Source organism: Mariprofundus ferrooxydans PV-1 (genome assembly GCF_000153765.1).
Taxonomy (GTDB): Bacteria; Pseudomonadota; Zetaproteobacteria; order Mariprofundales; family Mariprofundaceae; genus Mariprofundus; species Mariprofundus ferrooxydans.
Genome location: NZ_DS022296.1, coordinates 48692 through 65486 on the forward strand (window position 1 = coordinate 48692; position 16795 = coordinate 65486).

The 16795-nt window shown below is 48.3% G+C and carries 17 protein-coding genes; all 17 read right to left on the bottom strand.

Going from position 1 to position 16795, the window contains the following annotated elements:
• Positions 1-43: 43 nt before the first annotated feature.
• The 17 genes from SPV1_RS13610 to SPV1_RS13690 all read right to left on the bottom strand — a co-directional run bounded on the left by SPV1_RS13610 (position 44) and on the right by SPV1_RS13690 (position 16790).
• Positions 44-1207, bottom strand: a complete 1164-nt coding sequence (locus tag SPV1_RS13610) for a DegT/DnrJ/EryC1/StrS family aminotransferase (RefSeq protein ID WP_009851813.1) — start codon at positions 1205-1207, stop codon at positions 44-46.
• A gap of 2 nt (positions 1208-1209) precedes the next feature.
• Positions 1210-1845, bottom strand: a complete 636-nt coding sequence (locus SPV1_RS13615; RefSeq protein ID WP_009851814.1) for an acetyltransferase — start codon at positions 1843-1845, stop codon at positions 1210-1212.
• Positions 1842-2435: a sugar transferase gene (locus tag SPV1_RS13620; protein ID WP_009851815.1), complete on the bottom strand. Its 594-nt coding sequence runs from the start codon at positions 2433-2435 to the stop codon at positions 1842-1844. Before SPV1_RS13620 ends, SPV1_RS13615 begins: the two co-directional genes overlap by 4 nt.
• Positions 2432-3574 (bottom strand): glycosyltransferase family 4 protein, encoded by a 1143-nt coding sequence (locus SPV1_RS13625; RefSeq protein ID WP_009851816.1) that lies wholly within the window; start codon positions 3572-3574, stop codon positions 2432-2434. The genes SPV1_RS13620 and SPV1_RS13625 overlap by 4 nt, the downstream gene beginning before the upstream one ends.
• Positions 3558-4439, bottom strand: coding sequence for a glycosyltransferase family 2 protein (locus SPV1_RS13630; RefSeq protein ID WP_009851817.1), 882 nt, complete (start codon positions 4437-4439; stop codon positions 3558-3560). The genes SPV1_RS13625 and SPV1_RS13630 overlap by 17 nt, the downstream gene beginning before the upstream one ends.
• Positions 4440-4482: 43 nt before the next feature.
• Positions 4483-5394: an NAD-dependent epimerase/dehydratase family protein gene (locus SPV1_RS13635; RefSeq protein ID WP_009851818.1), complete on the bottom strand. Its 912-nt coding sequence runs from the start codon at positions 5392-5394 to the stop codon at positions 4483-4485.
• 40 nt (positions 5395-5434) lie between these two features.
• On the bottom strand, positions 5435-6580 hold the full coding sequence (locus tag SPV1_RS13640) for a CgeB family protein (RefSeq protein WP_196795148.1): 1146 nt from the start codon (positions 6578-6580) through the stop codon (positions 5435-5437).
• A gap of 97 nt (positions 6581-6677) precedes the next feature.
• On the bottom strand, positions 6678-7403 hold the full coding sequence (locus SPV1_RS13645; protein ID WP_009851820.1) for a class I SAM-dependent methyltransferase: 726 nt from the start codon (positions 7401-7403) through the stop codon (positions 6678-6680).
• Positions 7404-7406: 3 nt separating this feature from the next.
• Entirely contained in the window at positions 7407-8228 is an 822-nt protein-coding gene (locus SPV1_RS13650; protein ID WP_009851821.1) for an FkbM family methyltransferase, read from the bottom strand.
• A 208-nt stretch (positions 8229-8436) separates the two neighbouring features.
• Positions 8437-9747, bottom strand: coding sequence for an O-antigen ligase family protein (locus tag SPV1_RS13655; RefSeq protein ID WP_040882034.1), 1311 nt, complete (start codon positions 9745-9747; stop codon positions 8437-8439).
• A gap of 244 nt (positions 9748-9991) precedes the next feature.
• A complete protein-coding gene (locus SPV1_RS13660) occupies positions 9992-10717 on the bottom strand; it encodes a class I SAM-dependent methyltransferase (protein WP_009851824.1) in 726 nt (241 codons plus the stop codon).
• 3 nt (positions 10718-10720) lie between these two features.
• Positions 10721-11542 (bottom strand): FkbM family methyltransferase, encoded by an 822-nt coding sequence (locus SPV1_RS13665; protein WP_009851821.1) that lies wholly within the window; start codon positions 11540-11542, stop codon positions 10721-10723.
• Positions 11543-11551: 9 nt separating this feature from the next.
• On the bottom strand, positions 11552-12391 hold the full coding sequence (locus tag SPV1_RS14050; protein ID WP_009851825.1) for a glycosyltransferase family 2 protein: 840 nt from the start codon (positions 12389-12391) through the stop codon (positions 11552-11554).
• 57 nt (positions 12392-12448) lie between these two features.
• Positions 12449-13945 (bottom strand): oligosaccharide flippase family protein, encoded by a 1497-nt coding sequence (locus SPV1_RS13675; RefSeq protein WP_009851826.1) that lies wholly within the window; start codon positions 13943-13945, stop codon positions 12449-12451.
• A gap of 9 nt (positions 13946-13954) precedes the next feature.
• Complete coding sequence (locus SPV1_RS13680) at positions 13955-14719, bottom strand: cephalosporin hydroxylase family protein (protein WP_009851827.1); 765 nt, start codon at positions 14717-14719, stop codon at positions 13955-13957.
• Positions 14720-14725: 6 nt separating this feature from the next.
• Positions 14726-15787, bottom strand: a complete 1062-nt coding sequence (locus SPV1_RS13685; protein WP_196795149.1) for a class I SAM-dependent methyltransferase — start codon at positions 15785-15787, stop codon at positions 14726-14728.
• A 79-nt stretch (positions 15788-15866) separates the two neighbouring features.
• Entirely contained in the window at positions 15867-16790 is a 924-nt protein-coding gene (locus tag SPV1_RS13690; RefSeq protein WP_009851829.1) for an NAD-dependent epimerase/dehydratase family protein, read from the bottom strand.
• Positions 16791-16795: the final 5 nt, after the last annotated feature.

The window sequence follows — 16795 nt, forward strand, 5'->3', positions numbered from 1 at the left end:
AATCAGCACCACTGATTTTGTACCCTGCCATACAGGAAAAGTCTCAGCCCACTGCACGTTCAAATACATCCCTTACTACTGCAATTGTTTTTTCAATATGTTCATCTCGCAATGTCGGATGCAATAATAAGGCCATGCTGGTTCTGCTGGTGAGCTGTGCGTTTGGGAGCGGGTAACGATCCTGTTTGAGCTGATCAAATGCTTTCTCACGGTAAATCTCACTGCAACTGCCATGAAAACAGGGCACGCCTTCAGCAGCAATCGCTTCGATGATACGATCCTGATTCCAGCCTTCCTGCAGCAGCTCTGAATCAATGCATGCATAAAACCTGTACCAGGCATGCAGAATGCCTTCATCAGGCAACCAAACATTCAGTCCGACAAGGTCTGACAGCCCTTCAGCAAGAGTCTGCGCAGAGCGGCGGCGCGAGGCCAGCCATGAGGGCAACTTCTTCAACTGAATACGGCCAATAGCCGACTGCATTTCAGTCAGCCGCCAGTTACTCCCGAATGTAGTACACAACCAGCGGTGGCCGGGGCCATGCTGACTGTGAAACACCTCGTCATAATCGCGCCCATGATCTTTCAATGACCACACTTTACGCCAGACATCCTGATCATCCGTCACCAGCATACCGCCTTCGCCGCCAGTGGTGATAATTTTGTCCTGACAGAATGAAAATGCTGAAGCATGGCCGAATGAGCCAACTTTTCTTCCATCGATTTCAGCACCATGTGCCTGGGCACAATCCTCAATCACCTTCAGCCCGTGCAGTTCCGCATAGGCCATAATCCGGGGCATATCACATGGCCAGCCGCCAAGATGCACGACAATGATTGCCTTTGTATTTTCAGTACGAGCTGCATCTATAGTGTCTACAGTCAGGTTTCCACTACGCAGATCAATATCGGCCACCACCGGTACAGCACCACGCATCACCACACTACTGGCTGTCGCGATAAATGTTCTGGCCGGCACAATCACTTCATCATCAGGTCCGATACCCAGCGCATACAGTGCCGCCTCCAGCGCCAGAGTCCCATTGGCCAGCGCAATCGCGTATGAAGTGCCGGTAAAGGCTGCAAACTCCATCTCAAAACAACTTCCCTGATCACCGCTCCAGTAATTCACCTTGCCTGAGCGTAACACTGCTTCTACAGCTGCAATCTCATCCTCGGCATATTCAGGCCAAACAGGAAAACTCATTGTCACTCCATCCCTCTGGATATGCCTCTGGCCGGCACTCCGACAACCGTCATAGCATCTCCAATGTCACTAATCACTGCAGCGCCCGCCCCGACAGTCACATGACTGCCGATACGCACCCCCTGAATCACCGAACAACCGATACCGAGCCAACTGCCGTGGCCGATAATTACTTCGCCGCCAAGGCTTGCCCCCGGGCAGATATGCACACCATCGCCTATGCTGCAATCATGATCGACACTTGCGCCTGTGTTCACAATAGAGCCGCGCCCCAAGCGAGCATCCGCCTGCACGGTAGCATTGGCCATCACGACACAGCCTTCGGCCAACGATGCCGAAGGACTAACCCAGGCAGCCGGATGAATCAGTGTCGGAATGCAAAAGCCCAAACCGGCCAGCATATCAAGCCACTCAAGTCTTCGTTTGCTATCGCCCACAGCTACGGCAGCATGTGAATACTCAGAGACAAAATGCCCAGCCCGTTCAATGCTCGCCAGCACAGGCCAACGCAGCGTACCATCAAGCAATGCATACCGGTCATCAAGCAGCGCGATATGTTGCCACGCACCTTGAGCCTCTGCTGCTTCAGCCATCACCTTGCCATGTCCGCCTGCACCAAGAATGAGCAACTGATTCATCTGGAGTTCCCCCGGAATTTTTCCATCGTCACATGACCGGACTGAGCCACGCCCTCTGAGCGCACCACCTTTAGCAGCGTTTGCCAGAGGATCTTCAAATCAAGCAGAAAAGAGTGGTGATCCACATACCATACATCGTAAGCAAATTTTTCTTCCCAGCTGATAGCATTGCGTCCGTTCACCTGCGCCCAACCGGTGATTCCCGGTCGGACATCATGGCGCCGTGCCTGATCTGCGTTATACAACGGCAGATACTCCATTAATAACGCTCTTGGTCCAACCAGACTGATATCACCCTTGATCACATTAAGCAGCTGCGGCAACTCATCCAGACTGAACCGCCGCAAAAAAACACCAAACGGGGGTAAGCGTTCAGCATCCGGTAATAGCTTACCATCAGGCCCCCTTTCATCGGTCATACTGCGAAACTTGTAAATATAAAACGGTTCCCCATGCAACCCCGGTCTCTGCTGCCTGAACAACACCGGTGAGCCCAGCTTGATTCTCACCAGCAGAGCCAGCAACAACAGTATCGGCCACAACAGGCACAGGCCGCTGATTGCGGCGACAAGGTCAAACAAACGTTTCATTGCAAACCATCATAGTAATCCAGCCATGCCTGAACCAGACGTTTTGTTGAAAAATCATCACGCGCACGTTCAAAAGCGGCTTTTCCCATCTGACTGCGCAACGTTGAATTTGTGGCCAACTGTTCTATCTCCTTCGCCAACTGGTCGCTATTGCCAGCTTCGAACAGCAGGCCAGTCTGTCCTTCTCTGATCGCATCAGAGATCCCGTATATTCTCGAACCGATTGCGGGGACACCGCACGCAGCTGCTTCAATAATAACGCTGCCAAAGCCTTCCCTGTAACTTGGCAGACAAAATATATCGGCCGCCGCAAAGCAGGATTCGGGTTTGTCGGTATAATCAATAAAATGGACACGTTGCACAAATTCAGCGCTGGTTGATTTCACAGCATCCTGCAAGTTCCCCTCATCAGGACCGACAAACAACAGATGCAAGCGGGGCAGTTTCACAGCGATTTTGGCAAATGCCGCAGCCAGATCGAGCACACCTTTGTCACGATTCAGCCTGCCCAGAAACAGCAGAAGTATTTCGCTTTCACTGATACCGACCTGCTTTCGCAAATCGGAACGGGCGCTACTGTTCGGCATAAACCTGTCGACATCCACTCCGCTGATAGACCCGTCGGCTAGCACGCTCAGCTTTTCTGCGCCGGTAACCTTCTGATCGATCAGGAACTGTCGTTGAGTAAAGCTGTCCGTCAGCAGATGTGTCGCCGATGCAGCCAGCAAGCGATCCATGCTTTTCAGCAGCAATCTTAAAAAGCCATTTCTTGTTGCCCATACCTGGCCGGTAAAGGTGTGCAGTCGAAAATGCACACCGGCAATTTTCCCCGCCAACATGGCAAGCAGTCCTGCCTTTGGTGTAACAGAATGCACAAGATCAAAATGATGTTGCCGGAATATGTGAGTTAATCGAAAAAGAGCCTGTAAGTCGGCCACAGGATTAATGGTTCGCTCGATAACAAGGGGGATAACTTTGACCGACAGGTCATTCTGCCCGGCGAAATCTGCTTGTTGAGTGTTCACAACAAGCGTCACATCATAATGTTCACTTAATGCAATAATATGCTGTTTCAGAAACGCTTTCACAGTCATTTCGCTTGCAACCACAAAGCAGATCTTGTTAAGGCTTTGCATCATTTTTTCCAGCGTCCATCACTTCAAATCGACGCCATATTGTTTGCCATGCTGACATTTCCGCTGCTGACATTTGGCGCAAACTGTTTCGCATGCCGGCCACCCCAAAGACCAGATTCAGCATATCAGCGGCAACCTTAAGCAATGCATAGCATGCCACTTTAATCGTCATACCATAACGACCTTCAACGGCAAACTGTCGCATGTAGGCTCGTGCAAATATGTGGCGTGCCCGAAACATTTTTTTCAGTGACCTGACACCTTCCCGATAAGCCAGAAGTGGCTCACTAAGACATGCATAATGGCTATCCCGATACGAACGCAGGAGAAGCTGCTGGTCTTCCGCACCATCTGCTGATGAGTCATACCTGTGCTGACGAAACCAGTCAGTTCTGCCCATCCATGTCGGGTGCGGCATATGAAAGCCATTCCAGGGGCGAGCACAAATTTTATCATGTGCGTTTTGCACAGGCAGACATCCCAGAGCTTCGCCTGCACCTCGAAACACTGTTGTGGCAGTTGCCAGTAAATCTATCCTGGGATGATGTTTCAAATACTCCAGTTGTTTCTCAATACGATGCGGATAACTGACATCATCCTGATCCATACGGGCAAAATAATCACCTCTGGCCAAATCAGCAGCCATATTCAGGCGTGCAGACAAACCCAGGTTGCTTTCCCCTTCCACCAGACGGATGCGCGAATCATCAAAGGAGCGCATTACCTCCAGGCTATTGTCTGTTGATGCATCATTAAGAATGATCAACTCCCAGTCTGTGAAGCTCTGCTGCAAAATGGAGTGAACAGCGAGCTTCAACGTGGCTCCACCGTTATATACAGGCAGAGCAATCGTCACTGTTGGCTTCATTGCCAGAACAATCCTGATGAAGCACTGTGCGTATATGCTCGCATCACAACGTCCTCAACCATTGCAGTTGCTCGTTAATGCCAGCGGAAAGTGAAATTTCGGGCTGCCATGCGAATGTCTCCTTCGCACGGCTGATATCGAGCACTACCTCTTTTACGTCAAAGGTCCGACCCTCACAGTAATTTACCTGCAACTCCTCACTCATGATATCGCGAATCAAGCCAATAATATCGTTGATTGAATGCCCCTCGCCGCTACCAGCATTAAACACGCCACTGTGCCCACTCTCCAGCGCTGCCACAGATAAACGGGCAAGATCGCTGACATGCATATAATCACGAATGACAGAACCATCGCCCCAGATTTCGAGCGTATCGCCCGACAGCGCTCTGGCAAGCAGGGTTCCGATCAAGCCCTGCACGCCGGCATGTCCCTGTCTGGAACCGTAAGGGTTGGATGGGCGCAAAATAATCGGCTCAAAACCATACAACTGCTGATACATATTCATGTATTTTTCGATCGCCACCTTCACAACACCGTACGAGCTAATCGGGTTCAGCGGATGACTTTCGCTAATCGGGAACTGTTGCGGGTTTCCATATACTGTACCGCCGGATGAGAGATATAAAATTCTGTGCAAATCTTTATTTCTCATCTGCTCAAGTAATGAAAGTGTATTGATCAGATTGCTTTGCACATCAGCGACAGGATCAAGGTTGGATGTGCCGGGCACCGTGGTGCTAATCAGATGACAGACAGCATCCATGCCTTGCAATGCCTCAGCCACCTGAAATGTATCGTCAAAAGCACCAAGCCTGTATTCAACTTGCTTTAAAGCAGTTCGATAACGCTCCGGCGCGCGATCAAATACTCGTACCTTGTGGCCAGCTGCAAGCAGATGATCCACCACATGCGAACCGATAAACCCGCTACCACCCAATACCAGAACATTCATATCAACTCCCGTCTAGTTGCAAGGCTAGCAGACTATGCATTTAACTCTCTTTGTAAAAAATTCGCCCCGCCCAGTTCGTTGCAGAATAAGTTTTTTTTCCCATGTATCGCCAGCTGAACTCAAACAGGAAGCGCCTTGCTGCTCGAGGACCACGCTGCTTCCCCCACACCAGCAGGCACGGCAGCAATACCAGAACTTTTAGTAGGTAAAGTAAAAATGTTGGCCGGTACAACTTCGCGATGTTTTCAAACCGGCAAAAATCAATCCCCTGCTTTGCTGCAGCAGGACGGTTAGCTCTTCGCTCAACAGCCAGTTTAATTAGAGGGCCGAAACGAGACTCATAGCTGTGCTCGGCTTTGGTTCTTGCATACCCGGCTTGTGCAATGGCATCACGCCTGTCCGGATGGGCAAGCAGGTATTCAGTTTTTTCAACCAGATCGTCGATATCATCGAAAACAATAATCTCTTCGCCCGGCACATAATATTCATCCAAGTGCTCTGCTTTTTCTGTAACCAGCAGGCCACCCGCTCCGGGCACTTCAAAGACACGTGCCTTGATCTGCCGACTGCGCACTGGCTTACCATCCTCAATCACCACGCCTGAATCACCGAAATTCAGACTGACCTGAGACTCTCGCATAATCCCGGCAATATCTTCGGCTGCCACCGGCCCATTAGGCCAGCCGTAACCGAATGCATCCACATGGATACCTCGCTGCTTCAACAACTCAACCCACTGTTTCCGATTGCCATACGTGGAGCCGACAAAACTGACCGGGTAACGACACAGGTCTGCCCTGAGAGGAGGGGTCATGCGGGATGAGTCCGCGGCCCACTGACTAAGGACAAAGTTATCCAGCCCGTCCTTTTCCGCTTTTGCCATGGCTGAGGGGTAAGTCGTAGCATGGAGGTCGAATAACGGAGCCAGAAATTTTGATGCCTGCTCATATTTCCATGAGTCATCTGTCGCCCAGTGTATCAGGGCTGCATCACTGCCTTCTCGGACCAGTTGCAGTGTCTCCAACCAGATTTCATAGGTCATCAACACGCAGAAGATCAGGTCTGGCTTTTCCGCTTCGACCAACTGTAGCAACTTCCGGTTCATCTCTGCATAATCGGAGTATGCCGCCTTGTTCAGGCTTTCAAAAAACAACACCTCATGGCCAAGGTTCTTCAGCGCGGGCATAAAATTTGTGTATTCATACCCCAAGCCGCGCACCGGATCACCATAATTATGTTGTCCGAAGACACAGAGGACTTTCATATGTACGTAATGGCAAAGCTCATTTCGGCTTATAACCAATAGCAATCATCGAACGGGACCAGATTGCCGGAGGACGCATACCCAGTGCAATGCAGAAACCGTCTGCCAGCAGTTTTGCCGGGAAAAAGACCAGCCAGCGCAGGGTATCCACGATACCCCCCGGTTGCGGCCGTTCATCAAGAATCCTTACCTGCTCAAAACCATGCATCTCAAGCAGGGTACGCACAACATTGGAGGTCATACCCCACTGATGGGTCAGATCATTCCATGCATCATGGGCACCGAATGGACCATCACCGCACGGCGCCCTGAGGATTATTGTCCCGCCTGGCTTCAGACCATCGTATATGAGTGATAGAAATTCGAGCACTTTGCCTTTATCCAGATGTTCAATGAAATCAAGAGAAGTGACCAAGTCGAACGAAGCTCCTTCACCGGACAGGATTTGAAAGGCATCGCCCTGTTCGGCGGGTAAGCCAACCAGTTTCGCCAGCTCCACCTGCTTTGAGTCCAGATCAATGCCCTGAATATTTTGATATCCCTTGCCTTTCAGGAAGTAAAGAAAATTCCCAAAGCCACACGGCACATCCAGACACCTGGCCTGTTTATCCACGGGCAAATAGCGCTTCAATCTTCCGTCATACCATTTTCCCAGCTTCCTGAATCGGGCTAACAAACTATCTTCAGTCAGCAGACCTCGTGCCTGGGTCTGGTAGTCGTAATAGGCCTTTTCATATGGTTCCATCACTTACTTCAACTGCTCCCGCACAAAGTCCTTGGCCTTTCTAATCAGGTCATATACCGGCCGCAACAGGGTAGAGTGAAAGCTGATTCTTGTATGCTCTCCGATAAGTTTCCCTTTGTAAGGAAAGGATGCACCATAAGCTAAATCTGTTTTAGACAAAACATATTCACCTGAGTAACTGGTGATGAAGTATGTAACGTAGCGGTCATTCTTTATTTTTTCCAAACGCGTTTCATAATCTGCAAACAATTCCTCATACTCGTTCAATACAAAGAAGCTGTTCGTTTCGGTCACTGCAACCAACTTATATCCCTTCGACTCTCCCACTCTGACCAGCGCAGAAACAGAACATCCGAAGTAGTTGTTTTCTGCCGCGACCAGATCAATCTCAGCTGGAATAGTTGGATTATGCTCGCACACAACCACTCTCGGGCGAATCGTTTTAAGGCTCTCAAAGATATAGTAGTCATTGCCATCAATATCGATGGAAAGCAGATCAATCTGCTCCGTGACCCCTTCTTTATCCAATAAGGCTTCCAGAGTTGAATCACCCGAACTCTGCACAAATGCACAAATACAGCTGCAGTTATATTCACTAACATTTTTCAGCAGCCGTTTATAACGCCTTTGATTGCCTTCAATCAACACCCCTCTCCAGGACTTTGTCCAGAGATTCGCAGTGTTGGCCATATGAAAACCGTCCCAGGCGCCAAACTCAACACACAGCTTCGACTTCGTACCAATAGTTTCGAAAATTCGCTCAATAATACCATCCTCTCCAAACTGGGAGTAAATGTTTGAACGATAATCAACTAGCTTTTGCATATTCAACCTTCATCGGGTAATTATTCGGAAAATATTTGACGTACTTTATAGGGAGCACTGACCATCACTACCTTATCAAGAAAATGCTCCGTATTTTCCACATAGCCAATATAGTAGTTAATCCGGTCCATCATTAATACTTAATTCAATATTTTGATATGTTTGACCCCGCAATGACTGGACTGACTTACCACACAAGAGGCCAGCCTTAGTCATTAAACAGATCACCTCTCTGCTTCTGCAACAAACTGGATAAACATGCGACCGCAAATCCACTGAGGAGGAATAGAGGTAAGCTTCTGAATGATCCTAACTGACTTTGGGTCATATTTAAAATAAGGTAAAATAGCAGCAGGAACACTATCGAGACAGTAACGGCTTGGTTCTGCGCAAGCATTTTAGGAAAATTCCTCAAGACACAGTTCATAAGAAACAAAAAAAATATAACCAGCGCCATTGCTGATGGAAGCCCAAACAGTAATGCCGACTCAATTATTACGTTATGCGGATGAGGATCCTTGTAACTCCATGACCTTGCGCCAATACCTAGCACAGGGTTGTTTTTGATATTCTCCCATGCCCTAGCCCACAAAACCAGCCTGACAGCAGCGCTATTTGTAGGATCCACTTCACCATACCCATACCCATGAGGAACCCCTTGGAGTTCAGCAGCCTTCACAAGATCGGCTACATCCCACTGTCCGTAGAAACGCTTGGTGTTTTCCGGTGCCGTAATATATGCCAAAGCCACGCCAGCTATAATCGCAGCAATAATCCAAAGTTTATTAACGTTATCGGCCCGCCTCCAAGGCAACACCATCATTGATAATATAACCGCAATCATTGCAAACACTACCGATCTGGAAGAGATCAGTAGAGACAGGCTGGTTGTGGCTGCAATAACGCTCAACAGACCGACAAACAATGTTCGATAATTCTTAACAATTGAAGTAAACAGAATTAAGCCTGTCGCCAAGATAGAAAGACTTCCCATGACAACGTCCATCCCCCCCACTGTACTTACTTTCCCATACAAAATGGGGTGCTGTAACCATGGCATGGATTCCCATTGATAAAACAACTCCGGCAAAGATACAGTAAAGAAGACTAAGGCCAATAAGGCAAACAAAGCAATATACACAAAAGCCGAATCCTGCTCTTCTGCTGGCGTGAATCGCCCAATAAGATATGGCAACAAATTCAGAACCGTAAAATAAAGTAATATATTACTTGTCCCATCTACACGAAGGTAACCAACAAGGGCAAAAACAAAGAACAGCAGCATAGCACTATCAAACCGTGTCCATTTTACACCCTGCAATTTATATGGTCTGGTTTTATAAAACCAAACAACAAAACACACAACAATAACCGTCCGAGTTACCCATGGCTGAGCAGGAGAGTTACCAAAAACCAGATACACCATGCCAAGAAAGGGAAAAATACAAACAAGAACAGCTAAGATCAAAGCAGACCATCGTACGGGCCAAGCTATTTCAAGCCAATTATGTAAATTCATTAATCATCCTAAATGCAACGCGATTTTGGAAAACGCAAAACATGCTTGTTTATCTTTCTAGCCTTTGACAACAAGCCTTCTGAACTCAAATAGCTTAAGAGTATAGTTAACAGTATATTTTCTTACAACTATAGTTCCCATCAATGCCGTCAATAGTTGCCACTGCATTAATGTTTCGGCACCTCATAATTAATTTTTCTTCCCGAAGACACAGAGGACTTTCATATGTACGTAATGGCAAAGCTCATTTCGGCTTATAACCAATAGCAATCATCGAACGGGACCAGGTTGCCGGAGGACGCATACCCAGTGCAATGCAGAAACCGTCTGCCAGCAGTTTTGCCGGGAAAAAGACCAGCCAGCGCAGGGTATCCACGATACCCCCCGGTTGCGGCCGTTCATCAAGAATCCTTACCTGCTCAAAACCATGCATCTCAAGCAGGGTACGCACAACATTGGAGGTCATACCCCACTGATGGGTCAGATCATTCCATGCATCATGGGCACCGAATGGACCATCACCGCACGGCGCCCTGAGGATTATTGTCCCGCCTGGCTTCAGACCATCGTATATGAGTGATAGAAATTCGAGCACTTTGCCTTTATCCAGATGTTCAATGAAATCAAGAGAAGTGACCAAGTCGAACGAAGCTCCTTCACCGGACAGGATTTGAAAGGCATCGCCCTGTTCGGCGGGTAAGCCAACCAGTTTCGCCAGCTCCACCTGCTTTGAGTCCAGATCAATGCCCTGAATATTTTGATATCCCTTGCCTTTCAGGAAGTAAAGAAAATTCCCAAAGCCACACGGCACATCCAGACACCTGGCCTGTTTATCCACGGGCAAATAGCGCTTCAATCTTCCGTCATACCATTTTCCCAGCTTCCTGAATCGGGCTAACAAACTATCTTCAGTCAGCAGACCTCGTGCCTGGGTCTGGTAGTCGTAATAGGCCTTTTCATATGGTTCCATCACTTACTTCAACTGCTCCCGCACAAAGTCCTTGGCCTTTCTAATCAGGTCATATACCGGCCGCAACAGGGTAGAGTGAAAGCTGATTCTTGTATGCTCTCCGATAAGTTTCCCTTTGTAAGGAAAGGATGCACCATAAGCTAAATCTGTTTTAGACAAAACATATTCACCTGAGTAACTGGTGATGAAGTATGTAACGTAGCGGTCATTCTTTATTTTTTCCAAACGCGTTTCATAATCTGCAAACAATTCCTCATACTCGTTCAATACAAAGAAGCTGTTCGTTTCGGTCACTGCAACCAACTTATATCCCTTCGACTCTCCCACTCTGACCAGCGCAGAAACAGAACATCCGAAGTAGTTGTTTTCTGCCGCGACCAGATCAATCTCAGCTGGAATAGTTGGATTATGCTCGCACACAACCACTCTCGGGCGAATCGTTTTAAGGCTCTCAAAGATATAGTAGTCATTGCCATCAATATCGATGGAAAGCAGATCAATCTGCTCCGTGACCCCTTCTTTATCCAATAAGGCTTCCAGAGTTGAATCACCCGAACTCTGCACAAATGCACAAATACAGCTGCAGTTATATTCACTAACATTTTTCAGCAGCCGTTTATAACGCCTTTGATTGCCTTCAATCAACACCCCTCTCCAGGACTTTGTCCAGAGATTCGCAGTGTTGGCCATATGAAAACCGTCCCAGGCGCCAAACTCAACACACAGCTTCGACTTCGTACCAATAGTTTCGAAAATTCGCTCAATAATACCATCCTCTCCAAACTGGGAGTAAATGTTTGAACGATAATCAACTAGCTTTTGCATATTCAACCTTCATCGAACCACCATGCGAAAAATATTGGAAACGACTGCTTTCACATATTTCAAGGGCAACAATAACACTATAACCAACTTATCAATAACATGGCTGGCTTCTGCTATATGGCCCACATAATATCTTATTCGATCCATCATTAAGACTGAATTCAGAACTTTCGTTCTCAAAGAAAATTTTCCCTGATTTTCCGGCGGCATACGCTTATAAAACACTGTAGACGGATCAATATGTACCGTACCGTAATTCAAACAGTGGAATACAAACAACATATCAGAAAAGTTATTCACATTAAAATCAACAAAGGATTTATTTTGATTCAGGAAAGAGGTCCTGAACAGGCCGTATATCAGGCAGGCTTTGCCACTATACTCTTCCATCCAAAAATATTTAATAAGCCTTTGTAGTCGATCCTTCGAAAACACATACGTACCACAATCACGGATTGTGCTTCCAGTCTCATTAACCGCTACTACCTTGCCAAAGGACAATACGACTCCCTGTGTTTCAAAGCCCTTAACCATCCTTTCTAACCAGTGTGAATCCCAAATGTCATCATAAGCAGCCCACATAAAGTATTCACCTGTCGCTTGCTTTAAGACAAAGTCAAAATTTGCAACTGCACCTAAATTCGTTTCATGCCTGTAATAGCGAATCCGGGAATCCTTAGCTGCCAACGACACCGCAAGTTCATCCGTTCTGTCAGTCGAAGCATTGTCCGCAATAATCAGGTCAAAATCAGTAAAACTTTGACCGAGAAGCGATTCTATAGCCTGTACCAAGTGAGCTTCGCCGTTATAAACAGGCATGCCGATAGAAATACTATGTATTTTAGACATTTTCAACCAACTCCAATTGAAACACAATACCACCTTAGCATAAAAATAAGATTCGGGTTAAACAGTGCTATGGTACCATCTTATCAAATCTCTTCTCACCGCCGAGGCGGCCATTAATGCCACGGATACAGAAAGCAATCCCGTCATGAGAATCCAAACAATTCGCTGCCATTGCACTAATGTATCCGGCATTACCCACCAACTAAAAATAACAGCCACAAATGACAGCAGCGCAGGCACCGCAAAATCTTCGATCACCCAGCTAGCCAGTTCATCAGTCATTATTTTCCTATGCATAAAAATAAGTCCAAACAGTATATAGCCTACATTCAGACACACCCAGATCAGAGCACCGCCTATAGCACCAAGTGCGTTCACAGCAACAATCAATCCCGGAATCAATACAATCAGTGCGGCCCCATTTATGTATACAACCAGCCTTGTCCACCCATACGCCAGTTGGAGTGCGTAGGGAATATTCATCATTCCATTCAATGATGTACCGATAATCAGCAGGCTCAAAATAGGAGCCGCCTTGTGTGCAATCTCTTCATTCTGAGTCCAAATCAAAAGCAAATCAGTCGAGAAAACGCACACTACAGCAGCTACGGGCATCACAAGCACTGTCATAAATTGACAGCTTTTATGATATAACCGAATCAAACCCTGCTCTTCACCAGCTGATACCATCTGAGAAAACCGTGGATACACAGCTGCAAAAACAGGTCCGACAATCACATATAACCCCATCGCCACTGTAGATGCGAGCATGTAATAACCGAATTCCTGCAGAGGCAACAACTTGCTCAATAAAACTTTATCTGACTGCATCAGGACAACGGACAATATTGCTATGACACTCATACCTGCAACAAATTGCCATAAGCGGTGAAAAATGGACCAGTGGAAGCTAGCCTTTAAAGCAGCAAGCGGAAGACTCTTCCATAGCGCCACAGCCACCCACACTGTACCTGCAGCCGTGATAGCCAGTTGCCACTGAAAAAACGCCACAATCGACGAACTCGCCAACCAGAGTACAAACACAACACCACCACTGCGTAATGTCTCCACAACCACCTTGATTACATTTAGCAACGTCTGTCGCTGTAACCCAAGCAATCCGCCCCCATAGAAGCCATAGGGCATACGCAGGGCAATCATTGCCCCCATCAACATCAGTGATAGCTGTACAGTTTCTTCCGACAATGTACTGGCATTAAGCCACTCTCTTGCAATCCACGGCGCCAGCAAGCCAATGAGAACAACAATGACAATCGTAATGCCCCAGTACACCAATTCAAGCGTGCGCACCAAGTCATGCATATCCTGCCTGTCATCTGTAGCAGATAAGCGAGCAAGCTCCCGGGACACTGTTGCCGTCAAACCCATATCCAAAACAGCAAATACAGCCTGCAGAGTCAGATAAAACCCAACTAACCCGTAAGACTCCACCCCCATAAAATGGATATATAGAGGAACAAACGCTATAGACATCAAGGCCACCCAGCTGCTTCCTAACAGGTTGGCGATGATATTCTTCCTGACCAGGGACATGCGAGGAGCTTACCTCTTGCGCAACCAAGCTCCCGGCCAATGCGTGATATTTTCAGACAGCTCACTTTCATTAAACGGCCAAGCAGGCTGTTCAACTACAAAATCAGGGTGAGCCGCGGCAAATTCCTTGGCTGCATCTGTAGGGTGGTTCCAGTCCCAGTCAGTCTCACCGCGCGGCACATCATGCAGATCATACATGATGCCGTCGGTCGCCACGATATAGGAACCTGGAGTCACCAACTCATGGTATGCTTCCAGTTCATCCGCCACATGCTGCTTGGTGTGGCAGGAATCCAGAATGATAAGTACGGTTTCTCCCGGCTTAACCAGCGACTTCACTTGGGCAACAATATCTGGGGCTGTTGAGCTGCCTTCAATCATGGTAATAAACTCAGCCATCGGGTGTGCCTCAACAGCAGCACGATTATGCGGGCGAATTTCAATATCCACACCAATGACACGCCCCTTGCCCATCGCCTTGCACAGGCTGGCGTTATAAATAAGGGAGCCGCCATGCGCGATGCCCGTTTCAATAATCACATCCGGCTTAACATTCCAGATCACTTCCTGGGTACGAATCATATCTTCCGGCAACTGGATAATAGGGCGCCCCATCCAGCTAAAGCTGTACTGGTACTTCTCGTTCCAGCCAACGCGCACCCACTGGCGGCTGATCTCTTCAAAGGCCTTCTTGCTGTACAACGGCAGCTCTACGGACTCACCGTTCTCCTCGCGGGTCAGTGTATTGTTGTCTGTATCAATGATTAATTTCATAGCACCCTACTCTATCATATTCAGGCTAATTCCAGCCTGTTTTAAAATTATCTGATTCTCATCCCGGTAGTTCGGATTCATCAGCACCACATCCGTCACTCCCCGCTCCCCAAGCTGCAGCGGATCAACTATAGCATGACCGCTTCCCGCCACATACTTTCCCTGCTTGTTTGGGTTCAAATCAACAAGGCAGTCAATCAGCTCACATCCCGGATCAATAAGATTGGCGAATGTAACACCTTTTGCACCAGCACCCCACAAGGCTACGCGTCCAGTTCGGGCATAGCCCGCAATTCTACCTTGCCAGTCACGATACAGCAGCTTCTCCTCGCTGGAAAAAGAGGCTGCCAGCTCCGATATCCTCGCCCCATCCAGCGTAACTACAGACGCAACCGGACTTGCTTCCAACCACAGATACTGCCCGCCAAAAATATGTCGCACCTCATCTACACGGAAACCAGCGATCTCGAATGCGGTTGAAAGCGATTCTGCAGTAAACAGGGAACAGTGTTCATAAAAGAAATCCCATACCACACCATTACTCAAAATCCACTCCACGCACGGTGTTTCAAAATAGACCTTGGCACTGCTGCGCTCACCGATAGCGGCACGTACCGATCTGAGCAGCGCCACCGGGTCAGGCACATGCTCAATGACATGCCGGCAAATCACCACATCAGCAGGCACAGCCGTACAACTTTCATCATAATATCGCGACTCAAAGCGCATGCGACCTTCCAGCACTTCCTTTGGCCCGGTATAACTCGGATCAAAGCCGACGCCGCTGTTTCCACCCTCCCGCACAAGACGCTGAAGGAACTGCCCCTGGCCACAACCGACCTCAACAATCTGCTTGTCACGGACGCCCTTGCTATCGATCAGCAGACCAACCAGATCATCCAGATGTCGCTGAAAACTGGAAGAGCACCCCTGATTGTTATCGTAACTCTCTCCATAATTGAGTTTTGAAGGGTCAAATACGGCATTAAATACAAAACCGCAATCGGCACAGACAGTCATGGCAAGATCACCACGCACAATATCTCTGGCCTGCTGGCGACTCCTCATCAACAGATTCTGATGCACAGGCACATCAGGTCGGTATAAAAACTGCGATAGATTGCGCGACTCGCACAAGGGGCAGCCATTAATTTGCATCATATTTCTCCTGTCTCTGCTTCCACCACGCAATTGTTTCAGCTAAGCCCTGCTCCAGTGAATAGGTTGGTCTCCAGCCTAGCTCATCGCACAAGCGGGTAGCATCAGCTGTCAATACGGCCGGATCGCCCTGACGATCCAGCAAAGCACCGAACTCAACAACGCCACGCCCTCTGATCTGACGCATCATCTCTTCACCAATTTCCCTCAGCCTACATGACTCTCCGGAAGCGACATTAACAGCTCCGCACACCTCACTGGCAAGCAGAGCTACAAATGCTTCTGCCACATCTGCAACATGCATAAAATCCCTTACCTGCTGCCCGCTGGAGCACGGCACTATCTCCTGCTGCAGAAGACCATTGATAACTGCAGGCACAAAGCGACTGCCTGTTTCACCCGGCCCATAGAGAAAGAACACACGCCCCCAGACAAGCTCTACCTGATGATTAGAGCAATAAGCTGCTGCAACCTGATGCAGTGCATGCTTGCTTACACCGTACAGCGTCGCCGGATTGCAAGGTGTCTGTTCCTCAGAACATAGCCCCACCCCGTGCCAGTCGTATTCGGCACAGCTGCCCGCCATCACTACACGCTGGCCACCATGGTGCACAAAATATTTAAGCAAATGCAGGCTGCAAGCTACCCAATCCAGGTTTTCGTCAGCATGCCAGAACTCGCCATGCTCGGTATACCACGCCAGATGCAACAAGTGGCTGGCCTCTATGCTTGAGCACAGCGTTGCAACAGACTGTTCATCCATGAGGTTGATATGATGCCAGAACACACCCTCGCATGGCTCGGGGTCAGGATGCCGACTCACCGCATGCACTTCAAAACCGGCTTGAACCAGCTGCGGCAGTGTATAACGACCGATAAACCCGCTCGCTCCGGTAACAATAACGCGTTTCACCTCAT